Source organism: Ruegeria sp. BHSC043 (assembly GCF_059612985.1).
On the sequence record NZ_JBXWRS010000001.1, the window covers coordinates 973,907 to 997,237 of the forward strand.

Below are 23,331 nucleotides of genomic sequence, written 5' to 3' on the forward strand. Positions count from 1 at the left end.
GTCCTGCATTTTTGGGCAACCGGCCCGGTCTGAAAAGATCGGGCCGTGTTAGTTTTTGGCCTGCCGACCGGCTCGCCAGTCGGCCCAGTCCCGGGGCGTGTCCAGATCGCGGGTGGCATTGGTCCCCGGCAGGGGTTCGATATGGACTTTGTCGCGATGGGCTCTGACGACACTCTGCGCGCCGGAATCTCCGGTCAATGAACGCAGCTGCGGAAACAGACATGATGCGAAGACCACCGGGTGACCGGGGGTGCCGTCGCTTGCCGATCCGCGCCAGATCAGGCAGTCCGGGTTTTCGCTGACCGAGCGCAGCACCTTTGCCAGATCGTCGACCGTCAAGTCCGGCAGGTCGGCCAGCAAGATCATCGCGGCGTCGGCTGTATCGGGTACGTGATTCAGGGCCGCGCGCAAGCTGGCGTTCATGCCTTCCTCTGCGTCGGTGACCGGAACCACGCGCACATCCAGTCCGGCCAGTGCGTCGTGGCGTGGGTGCGGGGCCGGGGGCAGGGCCACGATGACCGGGGCCACGGCCTGGGCGATTTCCGCCGTCCGGCGCAACAGGGGCTGGCTGTCTATTTCCTGCATCAGCTTATCGGCCCCCCCCATGCGGCTGGATCGGCCAGCGGCAAGGAGGATGATGGGAATGGTGTTCATGCCGCCACCATGACGCGCGGCGCGGGCGTTGTCACCCGCGCATGCGTGCGCCATCCGCGTCAAAGGGCGGGGTCGAGAGCACGCGGGCCTTGCGCATCTGCCCCAGGATCTCGATTTCCACCTGCAGGCCGTCAGAGATGCGGTCGGTGGGCAGGAAGCCCATCGCGATCGACTTGCCTGTGTGGTGCGAGTAACCGCCCGAGGTGCAGAAGCCCACGACCTTGCCGTCCAGCCAGATCGGTTCATAGGCGTTCACGTCGGCGTCGTCGGCGTCGACCTCGAAGGCCACCAACCTGCGCGCGGAGCCGGTCGCACGTTCCGCCTCGGCGGCGGCGCGACCGATGAAATCGGCGGGTTTGTTGAAGGCGATGAAGCGGTCCAGCCCGGTTTCGGCCGCCGTGTAGTCGGGCGAGAACTCGCGCATCCACGAGGCGAAGAACTTGTCGAGCCGCAGGCTCATCATCGCGCGCATGCCGAAGGGGGTGATGCCGTGCGGTTGCCCGGCCTGCCACAGGGTCCACCAGAGCTGGCGCTGCGCCATCGGATCGCAGTAGATCTCGAACCCCAGATCGCCGGTATAGCTGACACGCTGCACGATGCAGTCGGTCATGCCGACGACCATCCGCCGCACGTCCATGAAGCGCATGTCGCTGATATCGGCGCGGGTGCAGGCGGCCAGAACCTCGCGGGCCTTGGGGCCTGCGATCTGGAAGCCGTTGCGTTTGTCGCTGATATTTTCGACGGTTACGCCGTCTTCCTGATGTATCTGGAACCAGCGCATGTGGAAGTTCTGCGCGCCGTATGAGGCGGTGAGCTGAAATTCCTCCTCACCCAGACAGGAAACCGTGAAGTCGCCGATCAGCTTGCCCTTGGGCGACAGCATTGGGGTCAGCGACAGGCGGCCCGGCTTGGGGATGCGACCCGCCATGATCCGATCCAGCCAGTTGCGGGCACGGGGGCCGGTGACTAGGTATTTACCGAAATTGTGCACCTCGTTGATGCCGACGCCCTCGCGCACGGCGCGCACTTCGCGGCCGGTTGCCGCGAAGGCGTCCGAGCGGCGGAAGGAGGGGGTTTCATAGGTCGGCTCGCCCTCTTGCGCGAAGTAGTTCGGCACTTCCAGACCGTATTGCTGGCCCCAGACCGCGCCCAGATCGCTGAAGATGTCATACATCGGCGTGGTGCGGTTGGGCCGAGCGGCGGGCAGTTCCTCGTTCGGGTAGGCGACCGAGAAACGCTTCTGATAATTCTCAATCACCTTGGGACGGGTATAGCCCGGGGTGATCCAGTCGCCGAACCGGGCCACGTCCATGGCAAAGACGTCGCGCTCGGGCTCGCCCTCGATCATCCACTGCGCCAGCGTCAGACCGACGCCGCCGCCCTGGCTGAACCCGGCCATCACGCCGCAGGCCGACCAGTAGTTGCGCACGCCCGGCACCGGCCCGACCAGCGGGTTACCGTCGGGGGCAAAAGTGAACGGGCCGTGGATCACAGATTTCACCCCGGCCTCGGCCAGAACCGGGAAACGGCGATAGGCAAATTCGATACTGTCGGTGATCTTGTCGAAATCGTCGGGCAGCAGTTCGTGGCCGAAATCCCAAGGGGTGCCGTCCACCGCCCAAGGCTTGCAGGGCTGTTCGTAGAAGCCGATGCAAAGGCCGCGCCCCTCCTGCCGCAGATAGCTCTCGCCGGCCGGGTCCATGACGTGCGGATGCTCGCCTCCCGTGTCGATGATCGCCTCGATCTGAGGGATGTTGTCGGTGACGAGGTATTGATGCTCCATCGGGTGCAGCGGGAAGTAGATGCCTGCCATCGCGCCCACCTCGCGCGCCCAAAGGCCGCCGGCGTTGACGATATGCTCGGCGTGGATGGTGCCCTTGTCGGTGACCACGTCCCATGTGCCGTCGGGGCGCTGGTTGGTTTCGCGCACCATGCAGTGGGTCTCGATGGTGGCACCGCCCATTCGTGCGGCCTTGGCATAGGCATGGGTCGTGCCCGAAGGGTCGAGGTGCCCGTCCAGCGGATCATACAGCGCGCCGATGATGCCGTCGGTATTGGTGATGGGGGTAATCTTCCTGATCTCGTCGGGGCCGACGATCTCGGTCTCCAGCCCCATGAAGCGATGCTTGGCGCGCTCGGCTAGCAGCATGTCGAACCGGTCTTGGTTGTCGGCCAAGGTGATGCCGCCCACATGGTGCAGCCCGCAGGACATGCCGGTGATCTCTTCCAACTCCTTGTACAGCCGGATGGTATAGCCTTGCAGCGCGGCCATGTTGGTGTCGCCGTTCAGCGTGTGGAACCCGCCCGCCGCGTGCCAGGTCGATCCGCTGGTCAGTTCCGACCGTTCCAGCAGCATCACATCCGACCAACCCAGCTTGGTCAGGTGATACAGCACCGAACACCCGACAACTCCACCGCCGATCACGGCAACCTGACACGTCGATTTCATCCGCACCTCCTTGCGTCTGGCCCGAAGGTGCAGGGGTGCCGCGGCGGTATCTGTCACGAAAACGACCGAGTTTGTCGTTTCCGCCGGCCGTCCGTCAGAGCGGCCGCACCTTCAACCAGGTGATCCGGTTGCCCTCGCGTTCGACGACCTCGAACCGGAAGCCGTGGAACGAGAACACCTGACCAACGGTCGGGATCATCTGCGCCTCATGGATCACCAGCCCGGCAATGGTGTTGGCCTCGTCATCGGGCAGGTTCCAGTCCATCGCACGGTTCAGGTCGCGGATGGTCATCGAGCCTTCGACCAGGTACTGACCGTCTTCGGTGCGCGTAATCGTCACATCTTCGTCCACGTCGAACTCGTCCGCGATCTCGCCCACGATTTCTTCGAGGATGTCCTCGAGCGTGATCAGCCCCTGAAGCGATCCGTATTCATCGACCACCAGCGCAAAATGGCTGTGCATGCGCAGAAATTCCCGCATTTGGTCGTCCAGAGTGGTGGTTTCCGGCACGAAATACGGGGCGTTGGCCACTTTGAGGATGTCGAATGACTTCAGCCGCTCGGCACCGCCCTCGCCGCCGCCGGCCTGCGCGTACATGGCGCGGAACAGGTCTTTGGCATGCACGACACCCACGATGTTTTCGGGCTGGTCGCGGAACACCGGCAGGCGCGTGTGACGGCTTTCGAGACACTGTTTCAGGATCGCTTCGGGGTCGGCATCGGCGTCGATCATCTCGATATTCGAGCGGTGCAGCATGATTTCCTCGACCGTGCGGTCGCCGAGGTCAAGCGCCCCCAGGATGCGATCGCGGTCCTCTTTTTCGACGACGCCTTCGGAATGGCCCAGTTGCAGGGCGCCGGCGATCTCTTCACGCACGGCAAGGATGTGGCTGTCCGGGTCGATCCGTACACCGAACAAACGCAATACCCCGCGCACCAGCAGGCGCACGGCGGCCACCACCGGCGAAAACACCGTAACGACAACACCGATCACCGGGGCGACCGCAGCGGCGGCCTTTTCGGCATTGGTGATCGCATAGGTCTTGGGGAGAACTTCGGCAAAGATCAGAACCAGCAGGGTCATGACCAGCGTAGCCAGTGCCACGCCGCTTTCGCCGAACAGCCGCGTGAACAGAGCCGTCGCCAACGAGGCCGCAAGGATATTCACCAGGTTGTTGCCCAGCAGGACCGACCCGATCAGCCGTTCGTTGTCGTCGGTGATTTCCAGCGCCTTTTGCGCGCCGCGCGATCCCTTGTCGGCCTGCGCGCGCAGCTTGCCCCGAGACGACGCGGTCAGCGCCGTTTCCGAGCCCGAGAAGAAGCCGGACAGCACAAGCAGGAACAGGATCGAGACGGTGGTGATCCAGAAGGCGCTGTCGAAAAGGGAAGGGTCAGGGTCCATCGTTCCACTATGATTGTTGTCGCGCCTTGGTTATGGGGTCGCGGGGGCATGCGATCAAGGGGAAGCCCCTAGTCCTCGGTGTCGTTCCTGGCAAGGGGGTGATGTTGCAACACCAATTCCGACAGCCGCTCGTCCAGAACATGCGTGTAGATCTCGGTCGTGGCCACGTCGGCATGGCCCAGCAGGGTCTGGATCGAACGCAGGTCGGCCCCGTTGGCCAATAGATGCGTGGCAAAGGCGTGCCGCAGCGTGTGCGGGGTGACCTTGTCGGGGGACACACCGCCTTGAACCGCCAATTCCTTGACCAGCAGGAAGAACCTGTGCCGGGTCAGGTGCCCGGACTTGCCGCGCGACGGAAACAGAAAGCGTGACCTCTGTCCGCCTTTGGCCACGGTCGCCTCCTCGGCCGCATCGCGCGCAGCCAGCCATGCGGCCAACGCATCGCGGGCCGGTGGCGACAGGGGCACCATCCGTTCCTTGCCGCCCTTGCCCAGAACCAGAAGCATCCGCGGGTCGCCACGCGCTGCGGATACGGGCAGCGAAACCAATTCGGTTACCCGCATGCCGGTGGCGTACAACAGCTCCATCAGGCATGTGTTGCGCAGCCGGTCGGCTTGGGTGCGGCCGGTCTGGCGCGCGGCCTGCAGCAGGCGGTCGACCTCGGCCACGTCCAGCGTCTTGGGCAGGCGCTTTTGCCGGCCTGGTCCCTTGATCTGGATGGCGGGGTTGGTGTCGCGCCAGCCTTCCTCGAAAGCGAAGCGGTACAGCTGTTTGATGGCGGACAGGCGGCGAGCCCGGGTCGCGCGCGACAGGCCCTCGGCATCGCAGTCGATCAGATAGGCCTCGATCTGGGTCTGGTCGGCCTGGGCAAATCCGTTGCCGTGACGGCTCAGCCATCCCGCGAAGTCCTTCAAGTCGCGCCCATAGGCCAGCAGCGTGTTGGTTGCCGCGCCCAGCTCGGCGGCCTGCGCTTCGAGAAAGGCCGAGATCCACAGCTCTGGCGTTTCAGGCCCCGGCACGGTCAGACCCCCTGCAGGATCAGCAGCTGCAGCGCCGCCCGCCGCGCGGTATCCTCGAGCCCGACCCTGCGGAAGGTTGCGATGGCGGCGGTCAAGTCCACCAGGTTGCCGCGCGCGCCCTGGGCATAAAGCTGCATCGCTTCCAGAATCGCTTCGCCCAACCGGTTCTGATCCAGCATAGTCTGCAGGTCGGGCGGGACCGGGGCGGCCCAGGCAAAGCCTTCGGTGATCGCATCGGACAGCGGCGACGGCGACGGGGCCCGATCGGGCATCCCCCGGGCCAGCGCGGCCAGAAAAGCATTGGCAGTTGGCCCATCGGGCACGGATTGGGCTGCGTCTTCATACAGCTCGGACAGCAGCAGAATGCGCCAGCGCAGGTTCTCGGCCTCGGCGCCGGGCAGGGGGCGGGGCGCCAGACGGTCCGCGAACAGCTCGGCAAAGGGAACCTGCAGCCCGACGGTTTCCATCTGCGCCCAGACCGCGATCAGCGCATCCGCGACGGCCTGCGGCTTGCCGCCGTCCAGCGCGGCCTCGAAACGCTGTACCGCGGCGACGCGGTCCCAGACGGCGCCCGAGGCCGCCGGGGCGCGCTCGGTATAGAGACCCAGCAGGTGGTTGGGGGTCAACGCTCCGATGCGGGTCAGGCGCTCGGCCGCCTCGATCTGGGCCTTCCAGCCGGCGACGTCGCGCAGATCGGCATTGGCAAAGGCGCGCGGCAGCGACGCGGTGGGCAGCCGTTCGCCGATGGCCTCGAACAGGCGAAAGGTCAGCGGGTCGGGGTCCTGGGGTTGCGGAAGATAGGGGGCGCCTTCGAACATCTCGGGGCTTAGAAACCGGTCGAGCAGGTCCAGCGTTTCTGTCGGCAGGATCTCGAGCGCGTGGGCGGCCTCGAGCACGAGCGCGGCCGAGGCCCAGTCACCGCGGCGTGCCTTGCAGAAAATGTGGGCGCGGTAGTCGCGGGACAGGCCGGGTTGCGCGATGAGCGCGGTACAGCTGCGGTCCTCGTCGCCGGTCAGCAAGGTCGTGTCGAACCAGCGGCGAAACCGGTCCGGTGAAGCCGCCGGCCCGGCCTGTTGCACCAGCGCCTGCGCAGGGTCGGCCGCCCCCAACTGGAACAGGCGATCCAGTCGCGCCAGCAGCAGGGTGTCGGGATCCGCGCCGCCCGACGGCGCGCGGGCTTCGGTCAGCAGCAAGGTGAACATCAGCTTTTGCATGGCCGGGCTGGATTTCACCGGAACTTGCCCGATCAGTCGGGCCAGGCGGGCCGGGTCGCTTGGGCGCCACAGATCCACCGGAAGCCCCGTCACCGAGGCATCCACCAACCCCAGTGGCTGCGACAGCGCCTCGAGCGGAGTTACATGGATCTGCGGGGCCGCCACCGCATCGGCCACCGGAGGTTCGAGCATCACCGTTCCCGGCAGCAGGTCGCCCGGTTCCTTCAGCCAGTCGATCGCCGACAGCGGCTCGGTCGTCTGTGCGGCGACCTGCCCGGCCAGGGCAATCGTCACCGCCGCGGCCCTAGTCCACATTCAGGATGACCGGTTCGCTGATTTCGCTTTGCGGGGCCGAGAAATCCGCGCCGAAATACGGCCCCAGATAGGCATAAGCTACCAGCCCGATGAAACTCAGGCAGATGAGGTACAGGAGGAGTTTGATCAGACGGCCCATGGCGAAACGCTGCCTCAAATTTTGATTTTGGCCAAGTTATAACTGGCATTTTTTCTAAGATCACGTCATTCACGGGGAAATGAGCGAAATTAAGCATAACGCATCGCCGGCATCGGTCCGGCCGGCCTATGACCTGCACAAAACGGTGGTTATGGTCGGCATGATGGGCGCTGGCAAGACGGCGGTGGGCCGGGCGCTGGCCGCGCGGCTGGGCGTGCCGTTCCTGGACAGCGATGCCGAGATCGAATCGGCCGCCAACATGACCATTCCCGAGATCTTCGAGCGCGATGGCGAGGCATTCTTTCGGGCCAAGGAAAGCCAGGTCATCGGCCGGTTGCTGGACGAGCAGAAAGGCATTCTGTCGACTGGCGGCGGCGCCTTCCTGTCCGAGGCGAACCGCAGGATGATATCAGAGCGCGGCGTGTCGGTCTGGCTGAGGGCCGATCTGGAGGTGCTGTGGAACCGCGTCCGCCACAAGGACACACGGCCGCTGCTGCGCACCCCCGATCCGCATGCGACGCTGAGCGCCTTGTACCAAGCACGCGTTCCGCTTTACCAAAAGGCCGATCTGGTCGTGGAATCGGATGGCGAAACTGCGATCGAGGACATGGTGGACCGGGTCTTGGAGAAACTGGCGACGCGCTCTGACGTTCTGGAACTGAAGTAGATGCATCAAACCGTATTCGTTGATCTGGCCGAACGGTCCTATGACGTGGAAATCGGGCCGGACCTGCTGGCGGAGGCCGGGATGCGGATCAGGCCGCTGTTGCCCCGCCCGCGTGTGGCTGTACTGACGGATGAAACGGTTGCCACGCTGCATCTGGACGCGCTGCGTGCCGGGCTGGCCGCGGCCGGTGTCGAGATGACTGCCCTGGCGCTGCCGCCGGGTGAGGCAACCAAGAGTTGGCCCCATTTCGAACGCGCGGTCGAATGGCTGCTGGCCGAAAAGGTCGAGCGCCGTGATGTCGTCGTAGCCTTTGGCGGCGGGGTGATCGGCGATCTGGCCGGGTTTGCCGCTGCCGTGCTTCGCCGGGGGGTGCGGTTCGTGCAGATCCCGACCTCGCTGCTGGCGCAGGTCGACAGTTCGGTGGGCGGCAAAACCGGCATCAACGCCCCGCAAGGCAAGAACCTGATCGGCGCCTTCCACCAGCCGTCGCTGGTGCTGGCCGATACCTCGGTTCTGGGCACCTTGACGGCGCGGGATTTTCTGGCGGGCTATGGCGAGGTCGTGAAATACGGGCTGCTGGGCGATGCCGAATTCTTTGAATGGCTGGAACGCAACGGCCCCGCGTTGGCCGAGGACGACATGGCGGCCCGGGTTCAGGCAGTGACGCGCTCGGTGCAGATGAAAGCCGACATCGTCGCGCGCGACGAGACCGAACAGGGCGACCGGGCGTTGCTGAATCTGGGCCATACCTTCTGCCACGCGCTCGAGGCCGCGACCGGCTATTCCGACCGGTTGCTGCATGGCGAGGGCGTGGCCATCGGCTGTGCCTTGGCCTTCGAACTGTCGGCGCGCCTGGGCCTGTGTTCGCAGGAAGACCCCAGCCGCGTTCGGGCGCATCTGCGCGCGATGGGGATGAAGACTGACCTCGCCGACATTCCCGGCGATTTGCCGGCGGCGGGGGCGCTGGTCGATCTGATGGCCCAGGACAAGAAGGTGGTGGACGGTCAGTTGCGGTTCATTCTGGCGCGCGGAATCGGGCAGGCCTTCGTGACTTCGGACGTGCCGCGCGATGCGGTTTTGTCCGTGCTCGAGGATGCGCTGGCGACCTGCTGACGGTCTCAGCGTCCCCGGATCACCATCAGTTCGCCGATGTTTTCGCGGGTGATGTACCCGACCATCTGCCCCGCTCTGGTGCACACGGCCACCGCCGGAGCGCCGCCGTGCAACCCGTCTAGCACTGCCTCGAGCCCGCCGGCTGGCGATACGATGGGAATCTCGGTCTCCATGACCGATGTGGCCGGTTCGGACCGGGGGTGTTCGCCGGCGAGGGCTGCGAACAACCGGTTGCGCGTCACGAAGCCCAGCAGTTGCCCGTCGGGGCCCAGCACCGGAAACTCGTGCTGGGTGGTCTGGATCACGGCCTGCGCGGCCGTACCCAGCGTGTCCTGCGGCGTCAGTGCGTGGAACTCGGTGATCATCGCGTCGCGGGCCAGAACTCGGCGCGCGATCGAGCGCATCTCGACATCCTGGCTCTCGGCATTGGCGGCGATGAAGACGAACACCGCGATCAGGACCAGGATCGGGTTTCCGGTGCTAAGCCCCAGAAAGCCGAAACCCACCGCCACGATCTGACCGGCCGAGGCAGCGGCCCGCGTGGCCTTGACCCGGTCCATCTTTAGGCACAGCAGCGCCCGGAACACCCGGCCACCATCCATCGGAAAGGCCGGGATCAGATTGAATACCGCCAAGAAAAGGTTCACATACGCCAGCCGGCTGAACAGATCGACGCGCGCCGAGTCGATATGGGCCATTACATCCATCTGAATGCCCGCACCCAGACCCACCAGCACCAGCCAGATCACGATGTTCACCGCCGGCCCGGCTAGCGCAACGGCAACTTCCTGCATGGGCTTTTCCGGCATCCGCTCCAGCCGGGCCAGCCCGCCGATCGGCAGAAGCGTGATGTCCGGCGTGCGGATGCCATAGCGGCGGGCCATCAGCGCGTGGCCGAATTCATGGGCGACCACGCAGGCAAACAGCGCCAGAACGAACAGGATGTTGTCAAATGCGGCGGGCAGGCCGCCCTCGGCATAGGCCGCGAAGCCGACCCAGGCCAACAGAATGAAGAACGTGACATGGACCCTCAGCTCCGAGCCAAGCAGACGACCGACGGCGAAGGACCATGTCATTTTCTGGCTCCGTCAGATCAGAACGGGATCTCGTCGTCGTCGATCCCGCCCGAGGCCGGGGCTGGTGAACTGCCGCCCATCGGTGCGCCATAGGGGTCTCCGTAACCGCCGGACTGGCCGCCACCGTAACCGCCGCCGCCGCCTTCTCCGCGGGCATCCAGCATGACGAGGGTCGAATTGAACCCTTGCAGAACGACCTCGGTCGAATACCGGTCCTGACCGGACTGATCCTGCCATTTGCGGGTCTGCAACTGGCCTTCGACGTAAACCTTTGACCCCTTGCGAAGGTATTGCTCGGCCACCCGGACCAGGCCCTCGTTGAAAATCGCGACCGAGTGCCACTCGGTCCGTTCGCGGCGCTCGCCCGTATTGCGGTCTTTCCAGGTTTCCGACGTGGCGATGCGCAGGTTGCAGACCTTGCCTCCGTTCTGAAACGACCGAACCTCGGGGTCACGCCCGAGATTGCCGATCAGAATGACCTTGTTGACTGAACCTGCCATGTTTTTCCTCGTATCCTGTCTTGCGGGTTGGGGCGCGAATCTCGCGCGGTGTTCACCCGAACCCTATACCCCCCGCGCGCGGGTTGGAACACGGATGATCGTGGCGCCTTAGGTTTGAATTTCCACCCGCGATTAACCAAGCTTTCATTTCGGCTTGAAATACCTATACTCATTCTGATGGCAGAACGGGCGGGATTTGCTTGAATGCGGTATGTGTTGACTGGTTTTTTGGTTGCCTTCCTTGCGCTGACTTCTGTTCCGTCGGGCGCCGATGTTCTTTCGACCAAGAACCGCAGGGATATCTTTCTCAAGCAGGCCAAGGTGCTGGACAGTCGCGCCGCCAGCCAATACCGCGACAGCGAGCGTCTCAAACCCAAATCGGCGCAGGGAAAGTTCGGCAAACGGTATGACGGCAAGTACAAGGGGCAGTATCTTGTCCTGGCGCGCCAGGCCGCCCGCATGCACAACGTCCCCGAAGAGCTGTTCCTGCGGCTGGTCCAGCAGGAAAGCGGATGGAACCCGCATGCCCGGTCCCACAAGGGCGCTTTGGGGCTGGCGCAGCTGATGCCGCAGACCGCGCGCCTGCTGGGCGTAGACCCGCACGACCCCAAGCAGAACCTGGAAGGCGGCGCGCGCTACCTGTACTGGCAGTACAAGAAATTCAGGTCATGGCGCCTTGCACTGGCCGCCTACAATGCGGGGCCGAAGGCGGTGGAAAAGCACGGCGGTATACCACCTTATGCAGAGACCCGGAACTATGTGAAGGCCATCTGGGGCGGCTGAAAACCCCATCACTCGCGGCAATTGGTCTGGACCGTCCAGTTGACGGCCCCAACCCGTCGAAGACCGCGTACGTCATTCAGCAGCGATCTTGATGACCGGTTGCATTCTGGCAAGAATGTCCTCGGCCAGATGGCACTTGATCTGGTGCCCCTCGGACAAAGTTTTGACCGGCGGAACCTGCTGTTCGCACAGGCCCCCGGGGACTTCGGATTTCCACCGGCAGCGTGTCTGAAACGGACATCCCGGCGGCGGGTTCATCGCCGATGGAATATCCCCCTCGAGCACGATGTGCTCTTTCTCGACCGAGGTATCGGCGATCGGAACCGCGCTCAGCAATGCCTCGGTATAGGGGTGATAGGGGGGCGAGAACACCTGATCAGTGGTGCCCAGTTCGACCACATGGCCTAGATACATCACCATCACGCGGTCGCTGAGGTAGCGGACGATCGACAGGTCGTGGCTGATGAACAACAGGGTCGTCTTGTGCTCGCGCTGGATTTCCATCAGCAGGTCGGTCACCGCAGCCTGCACCGAAACATCCAGCGCCGAAACCGGCTCGTCTGCGACGACGATGCGCGCATCTCCGGCAAAGGCACGCGCGATGCCAACCCTTTGCTTCTGGCCACCCGACAGTTGTCGTGGCATCCGGTCGGCAAAGGCCCGGGGCAGCTTCACCAGATCCAGCAACTCCAGCATCCGTTGCTTGCGCTCGGCCTCGGAATTGCCGACGCCGAAGATTTCCAGCGCGCGGATGATCTGTCGCCCCACCGTCATCGACGGGTTCAGCGTGTCAAAGGGGTTCTGGAACACCATCTGGACTTCGCCGATGGTTTTCGTATCCCGCTCTTCGATCGGCAGATCTTCGATGTTGCGGTTGTCCAGCAGGATCTGCCCGTCTGTCGCCGTTTCCAGCCCCATCAGCACCTTGGCAAAGGTGGATTTGCCGCAGCCCGACTCGCCCACAATGGCCAGAGTTTCAGACTCGCGGGCCTCGAAACTCAGGGTCTCGTTGGCCTTCACCACTTTCTTCTCGCCGCCACCGAACAGCGCATTTGCGGCGACTTCATAATATTTCTTGAGGTTGTCGATCTTCAGAACGGTCTGACCGATGGGCGCTTTTTCCTTCTGCTCCGCCACGGTAACCGGGGCGTTCCAGTCGATCTCCTGGAACTTGAGGCAGCGCGTGTGGTGACGGTCATTCCCCGGCACCGGGAACATCGGGATGTCTTGCGCGTCACAACGCCCCTCTTCGAAATAGTCGCAGCGCGGTCCGAAATTGCAGCCCGGCGGACGTTCATGCGGCAAGGGGAAATTGCCCGGAATCGCGACCAGCGGGCGCGCGTTCTTGTCCGCGCCGGGCAGGGGGATCGAGCGGAACAAGGCCTGCGTATAGGGGTGCTGCATCTCGTCGAACACGTCATGGATCGAGCCCCGTTCGACCGCCTCGCCGGAATACATCACGCACAAACGGTCGCAGGTCTCCAGCACCAGGCCCAGATTGTGCGAAATGAACAGCATCGAGGTGCCGTATTTCTTGCCCAGATCCTTGACCAGTTCCACCACGGCGGCCTCAACGGTCACGTCCAGCGCGGTTGTCGGTTCGTCGAGGATCAGCAGTGCCGGTTTCGACATCAGCGCCATCGCGATCACGATGCGCTGCTGCTGCCCCCCCGACAATTGATGCGGAAAGCTGTTCAGCATCCGTTCGGGGTCGGGCAGGCGCACGTCGGTCACCACTTCCAGAGCGCGGGCATAGGCCTCTTCCTTGCTGACCCCTTCGTGGATCATCGGCACTTCCATCAGCTGCTTGCCGATCTTCATCGCCGGGTTCAGAGAAGCCATCGGCTCCTGATAGATCATCGCGATCTCGTTGCCGCGGATGTCGCGTAGTTCCTCGGCGCTCATCTCGCTCAGATCGCGGCCCTTGAACTTGATGGTGCCTCCGACGATACGGCCGTTCTTGCCAAGATCCTGCATCACGCCCAGAGCAACGGTCGACTTGCCGCAGCCGGATTCCCCGACCAGCCCCACCGCCTCGCCGGGCATCACGGAAACCGAAAAATCCATCACGGCCGGAATTTCCCGTAGGCGGGTAAAGAATGAAATCGACAGTTTTTCGATTTCCAGGATTGGCCCGTCATGATCTGCAAGTTTGCTCATTTCTTCGCTCCTCGCCAAAGTCCGGTTTCCCCTTCATCTGGCTCAAAATATCCCGGGGGGTCCGGGGGGGCTGGCCCCCCGGCTGCGTTCACGTCAGTCCTTCAGGCTTTCCTCGCGCAGGCCGTCCGCCAGCAGGTTCAAGCCCAGAACCAGCGACAACAGCGCCAACGCCGGCGGCAGGGCCGGGTGCAGATAGATCGACAGCAGCTTGCGCCCTTCGTTGATGGTTGACCCCCAATCCGGGCTTTCCGGCGGCAGGCCCAGCCCAAAGAACCCCAGGGTTCCCAACAGGATGGTCGTATAGCCGATGCGCAGGCAGAAATCGACGATCAGCGGCCCGCGCGCATTGGGCAGGATTTCCCACAGCATGATGTACCAGGGACCTTCGCCGCGCGTCTGGGCGGCCGCCACATAGTCGCGCGTTTTGATGTCCATGGCCAGGCCGCGCACGATGCGGAACACCGTGGGCGAGTTGACGAAGACAACCGATACGAACACGACCAATATCCCGCCCGGAATGTCGAACAGATCCAGATAGGTCGGCAACCCCCAGATGCTGTAGGCGTCAGTGTTGATGACGTGGCCTCCGGTCGAAATCAGTGACAGGTACAGCCAGATCGCGATCCCCAGCACCCCGATCAGCAGAGGCGTTCGAAAGTTCGGGCGGGTATAGTAGCGCGAGTTCAGGAGCACCGCGATGAACAAGATCGGAAAGATGAACAGCACTGCGGCCATATAGTTCGGCACGCCGGTCGCCACGATTTCCGGGGTTACCAGCAGATAGAACAGCAGGATCACCGGAAAGGCCAGGATCAGGTTGGCGAGGAACGACAGGAACGTATCCAGGCGTCCGCCATAGTACCCCGCCGGCAGGCCCAGCGTGATGCCGACCATGAAGGCGAACATCGTGGCCAGCGGCGCGATCTGCACGACGATCCACGCGCCCTTGACCATGCGGCTGAACACATCGCGGGCCAGGTTGTCGCCGCCCAGAAGGTACCAGGCGAACTGCCCGTCCTCGGGGTTGGGCAGGGGGGTGCCGGGCACCTTGTTCTTCATCCCCGACAACTGCACCAGCGGGTCATGGGTCACGATCAGGTCGAGCGCGCCGAAAATGCCGGTGAACACCCAGAACATGACCAAGGCAAAGCCAATCATGCCGATCGGGCTGTCGAACAGCTTGCCATACAGGCCCAGCCGCCGCTTGAAGGCGACCGACATCGCGAACAGGATGATCAGCGACACCCAGACCGGCAAGAACTGCTGCGCGACGGCGCCGACGATGCCGGCTCCGGTTCCCAGGAATACGCCCAGCAGCAGATAAGCGACGACCGTCGCGATGCTGGCCAGGAAGGAATACCACAGCGCGGTTTCGACCAGGCTGCGCAGCCCGCCACCAGAACTGACGGTGCCATCCGCGTTCACGGTCACCTGGGGTTCAGGCAGCACGATACTGGCCAGGATCCAAGCCAGGACCGAGACGGCCAGTGCAACCAGAGCGATTGTCAGGATCGGGTTCAGAAAGGCGATAGAGCCAGTCCAGCTCAGAGGTTCCATGGTCTATCCTCCTTTATGAAATGCGGATGCGTGGGTTGAGGTAGACATAGCCGATATCCGAGATCAGCTGCGTCACAAGAACCACGAAGACCGACACGACCGAGATCGCCAGCAGCAGCTGGATGTCGTTGTTGCCCGCGGCCTGCACCAGCGCCCAGCCAAAGCCCTTGTAGTTGAACAGGGTCTCGACGATCACGACGCCGTTCAGCAACCACGGGAACTGCAGCATGATGACGGTGAAGGGCGCGATCAGCGCGTTGCGCAGCGCGTGTTTCAGGACGATGTTGGAAAAGGATACACCCTTGAGCCGCGCGGTGCGGATATACTGCGCCGTCATCACCTCGGTCATCGAGGCGCGGGTCATCCGCGCGATATACCCCATTCCGTACAGGGCGATGGTCAGCACCGGCAGAAAGAAATTCTCGAATGTCGGGTTGTCCATGGCCTGCGTGGCCGTGCCCTTGAACCATTTCAGACCCACGGTGGACGAGGTGAAGATGGCGATGAAGATCACGCCCGAAACATATTCTGGCGTGGCCGTGGTGATGATCGAGAAGGTGGACAGCGACCGGTCCAGCGCTGACCCTTCGCGCATGCCGGCCAGAACCCCCACCAGCAGCGCCGTTGGCACCATCAGCAGCAGCACCCAGAACATCAGGTACCCGGTATTGCCCAGGCGTTTGGCGACGATCGTCCCCACCTCTTCCTTGAACACGGTCGAATAGCCCCAATCGCCCTGAAGAACGCCGCAATAGCGGGGGGTCGTGTCCGGGGTCGATCCGGGGCGGGCACAGGTGCCCACGAATTGCCCGTCATCCAAAGTGTTCGTGAATCCCGGGATCACCCCAAGCCACTGGCCGTACTTGACCAGCGTGGGTTGCATATAGCCACGATTTTCCAGCCACGAGATGACCTGTTCGTCCGACATGCGCTGGTTACCCTGGGTCTTGGCCAGTTTTTCCAGGTTCGGATAGAGGTTCGTGAGGAAGAAGACCACGAAGGTCAGGCACAGCGCCGTCAGCAGCATCACGCCCAATCGTCGGAGGATGAAGAGTCCCATGTTGGCCCCTGTTGTTCGGGTTTTCCGCAGATCAGTGGACCATTGCCTGGCCTCGGACGTTCCGACCCCGTGTCGGTGTGTCTGCGGCTGGAAAGGGGCGCCCGCATTCGGGCGCCCCAGCAGGGTTCAGGTCGGGCTCAGGCCGCCCAACCCCATTTGTAGTGATGGTGTTCGAACGACACATGCATGTCGGTACCCACCAGACCTTCCTTCATGTGGCGATACAGCGACCGCCAGTAGGGTTGGATGGTAACGCCTTCCTCCTGGATCATCGCTTCGCCCTTGGCCACGATTTCGCGGCGCTTGTCGGCATCTGCAATGGCCAGGGCCTCGGTCAGCAGGGCGTCGAACTCGGGGTTCGCCCAGCCGAATTCGTTCCAGGCCTCTCCGCTGCGATAGGCCAGCGCCCAGATCTGCACGCCAAGCGGACGGTGGTTCCAGTTGGTCGAGCTGAACGGGTATTTCGCCCAGTCGTTCCAGAACGTGTTGCCGGGCAGAACAGTCCGCTTGACCTTGATGCCGGCGTCGCGCAGCTGGGCTGCGACCGCATCGGTGGTGTTGCGGCGCCAGTCGTCGTCGATCGAGATCAACTCGTGCTCGAAATCGGCCATGCCGGCCTCTTCCATCAGCTTGCGCGCGCCTTCCGGGTCAACTTTTTGCGGCGGTAGTTCGTAGTAATCCGGGTGGATCGGACCAACGTGGTGGTTTTCCGCGGGCGAGCCGCGACCACCGTAGCCAAGCTCGAGGCAGACCGAGTTGTCCACGGCCATCTGCAACGCCTGACGCACACGTTTGTCGGCATAGACCTTCTTGCCGTCCACTTCCGCAAGCTGGTTCGGGCGGATCACGATGGTGTTCATCGTGACGACCTCGGATTTGACATAGCCGAGGCCGTCCATCACATCGATGAATTCACCGACCGATTCGTACAGCATGTCGACTTCGTCGGATTCCAGCGCCGCCAGCCAGGCCGACGGATCGGTGCCGTAGTCGATATACTCGATACGGTCCAGCGCTGGGCGGCCGAACACGTCCTCGCCCCACCAAGTGTGGTTTTCGTTGCGCACCAGCACGGCCTTTACGCCGACTTCGAGGCTCTCGATCAGGTAGGGGCCGGTGCCCACGTTGTTGGTCAGGTCCGTCTCGCTGAACGAGCTGTGGATAATTGCGGCCGGGTAGTCCGCCATGCCCGGGATCAGCGAGATGTCCGAATTCGGCAGGTTCAGCTTGACGGTGTGCGAATCCACCACCTCGATCGCACCTTCGATCGCCTGACCGGTATCTGCGTCGATCAGCGTGGCGAAACGGCCGGCCATCGAGTTGGTTTCCGAGCTCTTGTCACACCAGCGCGCGATGTTGCGGGCGACGTCGTCGGCAGTGAAATCGTCACCGTTGTTCCACTTGACGCCTTTGCGGACCTTCAGCGTGTACTCGGTGGCGTCGTCGTTGACTTCCCAGCCCTCCAGCAACATGCCGCGGAAAGTGCCGTCCGAGTTGTACTCGACCAGGTATTCCAGCGTGCCGCGGGTGACATTCGCGATCTGCGACCAGTCATAGGTGCGCGGATCCTTGAGGGCGCGCACCTCCATCTGAACGCGCAGCGTGCCGCCCATTTGCTTGGCGTCCTCGCCGGCCGCCTTGGCCGGGGCGGACAGCCCGATCATGCCGTAGGCTGCAGCAGCAGTGACGCCGAGGCTGGTCGTGCGCGTCAGAAACTCGCGGCGGCTCAGCTTGCCTTCCTGGTATTCCCGGGCGTGCATGTCCGCCGCCCAGTGTACCGGTGCGCCGGTCAATGTCTTGATTTCCATGAAAGTCTCCCTGTGAGATTTGTTTTTTCGTTACTGGAAACCGTCGCAGTCGAACTGAGCCGTTTGCGGCGTTTCCGTGAATTTTTCTGAGCGCAGATCATCCCCATGCGAACATTCGGCACCAGAATCCGATCAAGGTCAATGTTCGAAATCGTCATCAGATGTTCAAAAACGACATTTCAGAGCAAAGACACCGGTTGCCCCGCCACACTCTGCCGGGCAAGTCCAAGAGTGACACCCAAAATCACCCGGGTGATTCTGTTTAGTGCGGGCCAAAGGGTGATAATTCGGCTTAAGGCAATGAAAAGAAATGAAAATAGACTGGTGATAGGGGCCGGCGCCGGGTTGTCTCAGTCGCTCAGGTCGACTTTATGCCAGTCCTTCATGCGCGACCGGCACCAGGTCCGCTGACGTTTAGCGTATTGCCGTGTCGCAATCGTCGCTTTCTCGCGGGCCTGGTCCAGTGTGAGGTCGCCCGTCACGTAGGCCATCAGTTCGGGAACACCGATTGCTTTGCAGGATGGAAGCGACGGGTCGTACCGGTCCCGCATCGCCGCCACCTCGTCTAGGGCACCGGTGGCCAGCATCTGGTCGAACCGCCGGTTGATCCGATCCAGCAGCCAGGCCTTGTCGACATCGACCACGATCGGTACGGCCTGATCCAGCCGAAGCACCGGCGGCGGCGTTTCGGCCTGCCAATCGGCCAGGCTGCGACCGGTGGCGCGTTCGACTTCCCAAGCCCGTTGCACGCGCGCGCGATTGTGGGTGTCGAGGCGTGCGCGCGTGAGCGGGTCCACCTCGGCCAGCAAGTCGGGCAGGGGCATCGCGTCAGCCTGCGCGCGGATCGCGGCAGGGGTCGGCGGAATTTCGGCCATGCCTTCGGTCAGCGTCTTGAAGTACAGCCCCGTTCCGCCGACGATGATCGGACGCAGGTCGCCCGACAACAACGGGGTAACCTCGCGCAGCCATTGCCCGGCCGAATAGGTTTCATCGTAGGGCACATGCCCATAAAGGGCGTGCGGCGCGCGGGCTTCCTCTTCGGCCGACGGGCGGGCCGAGATGACCCGCCAGCAGTCATAGACCTGGCTGGCATCGGCATTGACGATGACCCCTCCGAACCTTTCGGCCACGGCCAGCGCTAGCGCCGATTTCCCCGACGCCGTGGGGCCCGCGATCAGAACCGGTTTACCCTCGGGAACGGGGGGGAGCCGGTCCGCGATCGCGGTCGTTGCGTTTCCTGTCCTGTCCGATTGCGCCATTGTCCGACCATCCGCATTGAACCCGCGGGGGTTTTGCTTCATTTTGCGCCGGAAAACAAACCCGTGCCACCCCGGAGCGCAACATGACCCTTTCTCCCGCCACCACAACCGAAGAAACCCCAAAGACAACCTACAATCGCGTGATGCTGAAGATCTCGGGCGAGGCGTTGATGGGCGACCAGGGCTTTGGCCTGCATCCGCCCACCGTGCAGCGGATCGCGCAAGAGGTGAAGTCGGTTCATGACCTGGGCGTCGAGATCTGCATGGTTATCGGCGGCGGCAACATCTTTCGCGGCCTGTCGGGCTCGGCCCAGGGGATGGAACGGACGACGGCCGATTACATGGGCATGCTGGCCACTGTGATGAACGCGCTGGCGATGCAGTCCGCGCTCGAGGGGCTGGGTGTGTTCACGCGGGTGATCTCGGCCATTCGGATGGACGAGGTGTGCGAACCCTACATCCGACGCCGCGCGGTGCGGCACCTGGAAAAGAAACGGGTCTGCATCTTTGCCGCCGGCACCGGCAACCCGTATTTCACCACCGATACCGCAGCGACGCTGCGCGCCAACGAAATGGCCTGCGAGGCGATCTTCATGGGCAAGAACGGCGTCGACGGCGTCTATGACAAGGACCCCAAGGCGCATCCCGACGCGGTGCGCTATGACACGGTCACCTATGACGACGTGCTGGCCAAGCGGTTGAAGGTCATGGATGCTTCGGCCATCGCTCTGGCGCGCGACAACAATCTGCCGCTGATCGTATTCGGGTTGGACGAGCCCGGCGGGTTCCGCGGAATTCTGGCAGGCGAGGGGACCTATACCAAGGTTCAAGGCTAGCCAAAGGTCCGACCGAACAGCCCACATTAGTTTGCCTGGCGCCCGACTCGGTTCGGACGTTAGGTAACCCAACGCCTTCCGGTCCGCTGAAAATGCTCGGTGTGACCGGTATGCGTGTCGCTTTTGCCCGCCGGAAAGTCTCTGGCGGCTGACCGAAAAAGCGATCTTTCCCTGATCAAAAGCGCATTACAGTGAGAGGAGAGAGAATGTCCGACAATTCAGATGCCGACTACGAGGTCGGCCAGGACAATATCCAGGTCATGGGGCTGGATATTCACAATCCGGTTTTTGCCGTGTCTGGCCTGACCATCATCGCCTTCGTCTTCTTTTCGTTGGTTTTCCGCGAGCAGGCTGCCGATTTCTTCGGCTGGTTGCGCCCCGCGCTGACCAGCCGCTTTGACTGGGTGTTCATGGTTGCGGCCAACATCTTCGTGGTGTTTTCGCTGCTGCTGATCGTTACGCCCTATGGGTCGATCCGACTGGGTGGCCCGGACGCACGGCCCGATTACAGCTATGCCGGCTGGTTTTCGATGCTGTTCGCCGCAGGCATGGGCATCGGGCTGGTGTTCTGGGGCGTGGCCGAGCCGATCTCGCATTTCGGGTCGTCGCTGGGCGGTATGGCCGTGGGAGAGGACGGCGCGCGCACCGACTGGGCGCCGCTGAGCGCCGCGTTGAACGACCCTGAGGCATCGCGTGAACTGGCTATGGCCGCCACGATCTTTCACTGGGGGATGCACCCCTGGGCCGTATATGCGATCGTCGCGCTGGCGCTGGCCTTCTTTAGCTTCAACCGCGGGCTGCCCCTGACAATGCGGTCGGTCTTCTACCCGCTGTTCGGCGAGGCGACCTGGGGTCCGCTGGGCCATGTCATCGACGTTCTGGCGGTGTTTGCCACGATTTTCGGGCTAGCGACCTCGCTGGGGCTGGGGGCGACGCAGGCGCTGGCGGGGCTGAACTATCTGTTCGGCGTTCCGGTGACCGACGGGATGAAGGTGTTTCTGATCGTCTTGATCACCGCCTTTGCGCTGGTTTCCGTCGTCGCGGGTCTGGACAAGGGGGTCAAGCGCCTGTCCGAGGCCAACATGATCCTGGCCGCCCTTCTGCTGTTGCTGGTTTTGGTCGTGGGTCCCACGATGGTCATCCTGACGGGATTCTTCGACAGCATGATCGCCTATGTCGAAGCGCTGCCGGCGCTGTCGAACTGGATCGGGCGTGAGGACACCAATTTCATGCAAGGCTGGACGGCCTTCTATTGGGCCTGGTGGATCTCGTGGTCGCCCTTCGTGGGCATGTTCATCGCGCGCATCTCGCGCGGGCGCACCATCCGCGAATTCGTGACCTGCGTGATCCTGATCCCGACCCTTGTCGGTGCGCTGTGGATGAGCGTGTTCGGCGGCGCGGCACTGGATCAGGTGATGTCGGGCAGCGGTCAGGCCCTGACGGATGCGGCGCTGGAGCTGAAGATGTTCAAGATGTTCGAAGCCTTCCCGATGGCCGGCCTTCTGTCTTTCGTCGGTATCGTTCTGGTGGTCGTGTTCTTCGTGACCAGTTCGGATTCCGGCTCGCTGGTGATCGACACGATCACCGCCGGCGGCAAGACCGACGCTCCGACCGCGCAGCGCGTGTTCTGGTGCGTTCTGGAAGGCGCCATCGCAATCGTTCTGCTGCTGGGCGGCGGATTGGGCGCCCTGCAGGCCGCGGCCATCGCAACCGGGTTCCCTTTTGCGATCGTGCTGGTTCTGATGTGCGTGTCGATTTTCATCGGGTTGGTGAACGAACGCCGCCGCAACTGATACGGTCCATGATCTGAGCTAAAGGGCCTCGGGCGATCCGGGGCCCTTTCTTGTTGTCGGTCGCGTGTGGCCGCCACGGGGACACACACCTTGACCCGTGTGACTGGCCAAGGCTAACTGTCGCCGTTCGGTGTGCGCATTCGAACTGCCGCGGCCGCCCGTGGCTGGCTGGAAGACCTACCATGTTGTCGGAGATGTCCGGTGTCATGCGCGGGCAGACCTCTGGAACCATCGTGCATGACAAGGGAAGGACAGTGTGATGGGCACTCTGGATATCGATTTCGTGCGGGCGCAGTTTCCGGCCTTTGCCGAGCCGAGCCTGCAGGGACAGGCTTTTTTCGAGAATGCGGGCGGGTCCTATACCTGCAAGCCGGTGCTGGACCGGCTGACGCGGTTCTACACCCAGCGCAAGGTGCAGCCCTATGCCCCGTATGAGGCCAGCCGTCTGGCGGGCGAGGAGATGGACGAGGCGCGTATGCGCATGGCGGCCCTGTTGGGCGTTGACACGGACGAGCTCAGCTTTGGTCCTTCGACCACGCAAAACACCTATGTGCTGGCGCAGGCGTTTCGGCAATGGATGAAGCCGGGCGAGGCAATCGTGGTCACCAACCAGGATCACGAGGCCAATTCCGGCCCCTGGCGGCGTCTGGCCGAGGACGGGATCGAGATCCGTGAATGGCAGATCGACCCCGAGACCGGCGCGCTGAACCCGGCCGATCTGGAAAACCTGCTGGACGACAAGGTGCGGCTGGTCTGTTTTCCGCATTGCTCGAACGTGGTGGCCGAGATCAACCCGGTGACCGAGATCACCGCCATCGCCCACGCCGCCGGGGCCTTCGTGTGTGTCGACGGCGTTTCCTATGCCCCGCACGGGTTCCCCAACGTGGGCGAGTTGGGGCCGGATATCTATCTGTTTTCGGCCTACAAGACCTATGGGCCGCACCAGGGTTGCATGGTGATCCGGCGCGCGCTGGGCGAGCTGCTGCCCAACCAGGCCCACTACTTCAATGGTGACGTTTTGTACAAGCGGTTCACCCCGGCTGGGCCGGATCATGCGCAGGTGGCCGCCAGCGCAGGCATGGCGGATTATGTCGATCTGCTGTGCGACCATCACGGTGGCCCGGCTTCGGGCGCGGGCGAACGCGGCCAGTTCGTGCATGACCTGATGCGTGCGCATGAAATTGCGCTATTGCAACCGGTGCTGGATGCGGTCAAGGACCGAAACGCGGTGCGCCTGATCGGCCCGGACAAGGCGGAACAGCGCGCGCCGACCGTGGCGCTGGCGCTGAACCGCAATGCCGAGGAGGTCGCCGCCGAACTGGCGCAACACGGCATCATGGCGGGCGGCGGAGATTTCTACGCGGTGCGGCCTCTGACCGCGCTGGGGGTCGATCTGGGGCAGGGCGTTCTGCGCGTCAGCTTCACCCACTACACCTCGCGCGACGAGATTGACCAATTGCTTCAAGCGTTTGATCGCGTTTTGTGATCCGCTACGCTCGTTGCTGCGTAGACAAGGAAAAACAGGGC

The 23,331-nt window shown here is 63.3% G+C and carries 19 protein-coding genes; 6 read left to right on the forward strand and 13 right to left on the reverse strand.

Going from position 1 to position 23,331, the window contains the following annotated elements; all coding sequences use genetic code 11:
- Positions 1-48: 48 nt before the first annotated feature.
- The 6 genes from AC2FMM_RS04770 to AC2FMM_RS04795 all read right to left on the reverse strand — a co-directional run bounded on the left by AC2FMM_RS04770 (position 49) and on the right by AC2FMM_RS04795 (position 7,192).
- Positions 49-654, reverse strand: a complete 606-nt coding sequence (locus tag AC2FMM_RS04770; RefSeq protein WP_496795926.1) for a nucleotidyltransferase family protein — start codon at positions 652-654, stop codon at positions 49-51.
- Between the two features lie 31 nt (positions 655-685).
- Positions 686-3,103: a GcvT family protein gene (locus AC2FMM_RS04775; RefSeq protein ID WP_496795927.1), complete on the reverse strand. Its 2,418-nt coding sequence runs from the start codon at positions 3,101-3,103 to the stop codon at positions 686-688.
- Between the two features lie 94 nt (positions 3,104-3,197).
- On the reverse strand, positions 3,198-4,505 hold the full coding sequence (locus AC2FMM_RS04780) for an HlyC/CorC family transporter (protein ID WP_496687153.1): 1,308 nt from the start codon (positions 4,503-4,505) through the stop codon (positions 3,198-3,200).
- 68 nt (positions 4,506-4,573) lie between these two features.
- Positions 4,574-5,524 carry a tyrosine recombinase gene (locus AC2FMM_RS04785; RefSeq protein ID WP_496795928.1) on the reverse strand — a complete coding sequence of 317 codons (951 nt, stop codon included), beginning with the start codon at positions 5,522-5,524 and terminating at the stop codon, positions 4,574-4,576.
- Between the two features lie 2 nt (positions 5,525-5,526).
- Positions 5,527-7,053 carry a hypothetical protein gene (locus AC2FMM_RS04790; protein WP_496795929.1) on the reverse strand — a complete coding sequence of 509 codons (1,527 nt, stop codon included), beginning with the start codon at positions 7,051-7,053 and terminating at the stop codon, positions 5,527-5,529.
- Complete coding sequence (locus AC2FMM_RS04795) at positions 7,043-7,192, reverse strand: hypothetical protein (protein ID WP_496680870.1); 150 nt, start codon at positions 7,190-7,192, stop codon at positions 7,043-7,045. Before AC2FMM_RS04795 ends, AC2FMM_RS04790 begins: the two co-directional genes overlap by 11 nt.
- Before the next feature lie 79 nt (positions 7,193-7,271).
- Between AC2FMM_RS04795 and AC2FMM_RS04800 the strand changes: the two genes are divergently transcribed.
- Positions 7,272-7,859: a shikimate kinase gene (locus AC2FMM_RS04800; protein WP_496795930.1), complete on the forward strand. Its 588-nt coding sequence runs from the start codon at positions 7,272-7,274 to the stop codon at positions 7,857-7,859.
- On the forward strand, positions 7,860-8,972 hold the full coding sequence (gene aroB, locus AC2FMM_RS04805) for a 3-dehydroquinate synthase (RefSeq protein ID WP_496795931.1): 1,113 nt from the start codon (positions 7,860-7,862) through the stop codon (positions 8,970-8,972).
- 5 nt (positions 8,973-8,977) lie between these two features.
- Here the strand turns inward: aroB and AC2FMM_RS04810 are convergent, their stop codons facing one another.
- Positions 8,978-10,048 carry a site-2 protease family protein gene (locus tag AC2FMM_RS04810; RefSeq protein ID WP_496680864.1) on the reverse strand — a complete coding sequence of 357 codons (1,071 nt, stop codon included), beginning with the start codon at positions 10,046-10,048 and terminating at the stop codon, positions 8,978-8,980.
- A gap of 17 nt (positions 10,049-10,065) precedes the next feature.
- Positions 10,066-10,548 (reverse strand): single-stranded DNA-binding protein, encoded by a 483-nt coding sequence (gene ssb, locus AC2FMM_RS04815; protein WP_496680861.1) that lies wholly within the window; start codon positions 10,546-10,548, stop codon positions 10,066-10,068.
- Between the two features lie 204 nt (positions 10,549-10,752).
- Between ssb and AC2FMM_RS04820 the strand changes: the two genes are divergently transcribed.
- The gene (locus tag AC2FMM_RS04820; protein WP_496712332.1) at positions 10,753-11,331 is read left to right on the forward strand and encodes a lytic transglycosylase domain-containing protein; all 579 of its coding nucleotides are present in this window, start codon (positions 10,753-10,755) and stop codon (positions 11,329-11,331) included.
- 72 nt (positions 11,332-11,403) lie between these two features.
- Here AC2FMM_RS04820 and AC2FMM_RS04825 read toward each other — a convergent pair whose 3' ends face one another.
- The 5 genes from AC2FMM_RS04825 to miaA form a co-directional block, all read right to left on the reverse strand.
- Positions 11,404-13,491, reverse strand: coding sequence for a dipeptide ABC transporter ATP-binding protein (locus AC2FMM_RS04825; RefSeq protein WP_496795932.1), 2,088 nt, complete (start codon positions 13,489-13,491; stop codon positions 11,404-11,406).
- Positions 13,492-13,584: 93 nt separating this feature from the next.
- On the reverse strand, positions 13,585-15,048 hold the full coding sequence (locus AC2FMM_RS04830) for an ABC transporter permease (RefSeq protein WP_496741382.1): 1,464 nt from the start codon (positions 15,046-15,048) through the stop codon (positions 13,585-13,587).
- Between the two features lie 13 nt (positions 15,049-15,061).
- Entirely contained in the window at positions 15,062-16,108 is a 1,047-nt protein-coding gene (locus AC2FMM_RS04835; RefSeq protein ID WP_496795015.1) for an ABC transporter permease, read from the reverse strand.
- Positions 16,109-16,245: 137 nt separating this feature from the next.
- Positions 16,246-17,916, reverse strand: a complete 1,671-nt coding sequence (locus AC2FMM_RS04840; protein WP_496680849.1) for an ABC transporter substrate-binding protein — start codon at positions 17,914-17,916, stop codon at positions 16,246-16,248.
- 350 nt (positions 17,917-18,266) lie between these two features.
- Complete coding sequence (gene miaA, locus AC2FMM_RS04845; RefSeq protein ID WP_496680921.1) at positions 18,267-19,175, reverse strand: tRNA (adenosine(37)-N6)-dimethylallyltransferase MiaA; 909 nt, start codon at positions 19,173-19,175, stop codon at positions 18,267-18,269.
- Positions 19,176-19,258: 83 nt separating this feature from the next.
- Between miaA and pyrH the strand changes: the two genes are divergently transcribed.
- The 3 genes from pyrH to AC2FMM_RS04860 all read left to right on the forward strand — a co-directional run bounded on the left by pyrH (position 19,259) and on the right by AC2FMM_RS04860 (position 23,290).
- Entirely contained in the window at positions 19,259-20,011 is a 753-nt protein-coding gene (gene pyrH, locus AC2FMM_RS04850) for a UMP kinase (RefSeq protein ID WP_496680848.1), read from the forward strand.
- 206 nt (positions 20,012-20,217) lie between these two features.
- A complete protein-coding gene (locus AC2FMM_RS04855; RefSeq protein WP_496795933.1) occupies positions 20,218-21,804 on the forward strand; it encodes a BCCT family transporter in 1,587 nt (528 codons plus the stop codon).
- A 259-nt stretch (positions 21,805-22,063) separates the two neighbouring features.
- On the forward strand, positions 22,064-23,290 hold the full coding sequence (locus tag AC2FMM_RS04860; protein ID WP_496712324.1) for an aminotransferase class V-fold PLP-dependent enzyme: 1,227 nt from the start codon (positions 22,064-22,066) through the stop codon (positions 23,288-23,290).
- Positions 23,291-23,331 lie beyond the last annotated feature (41 nt).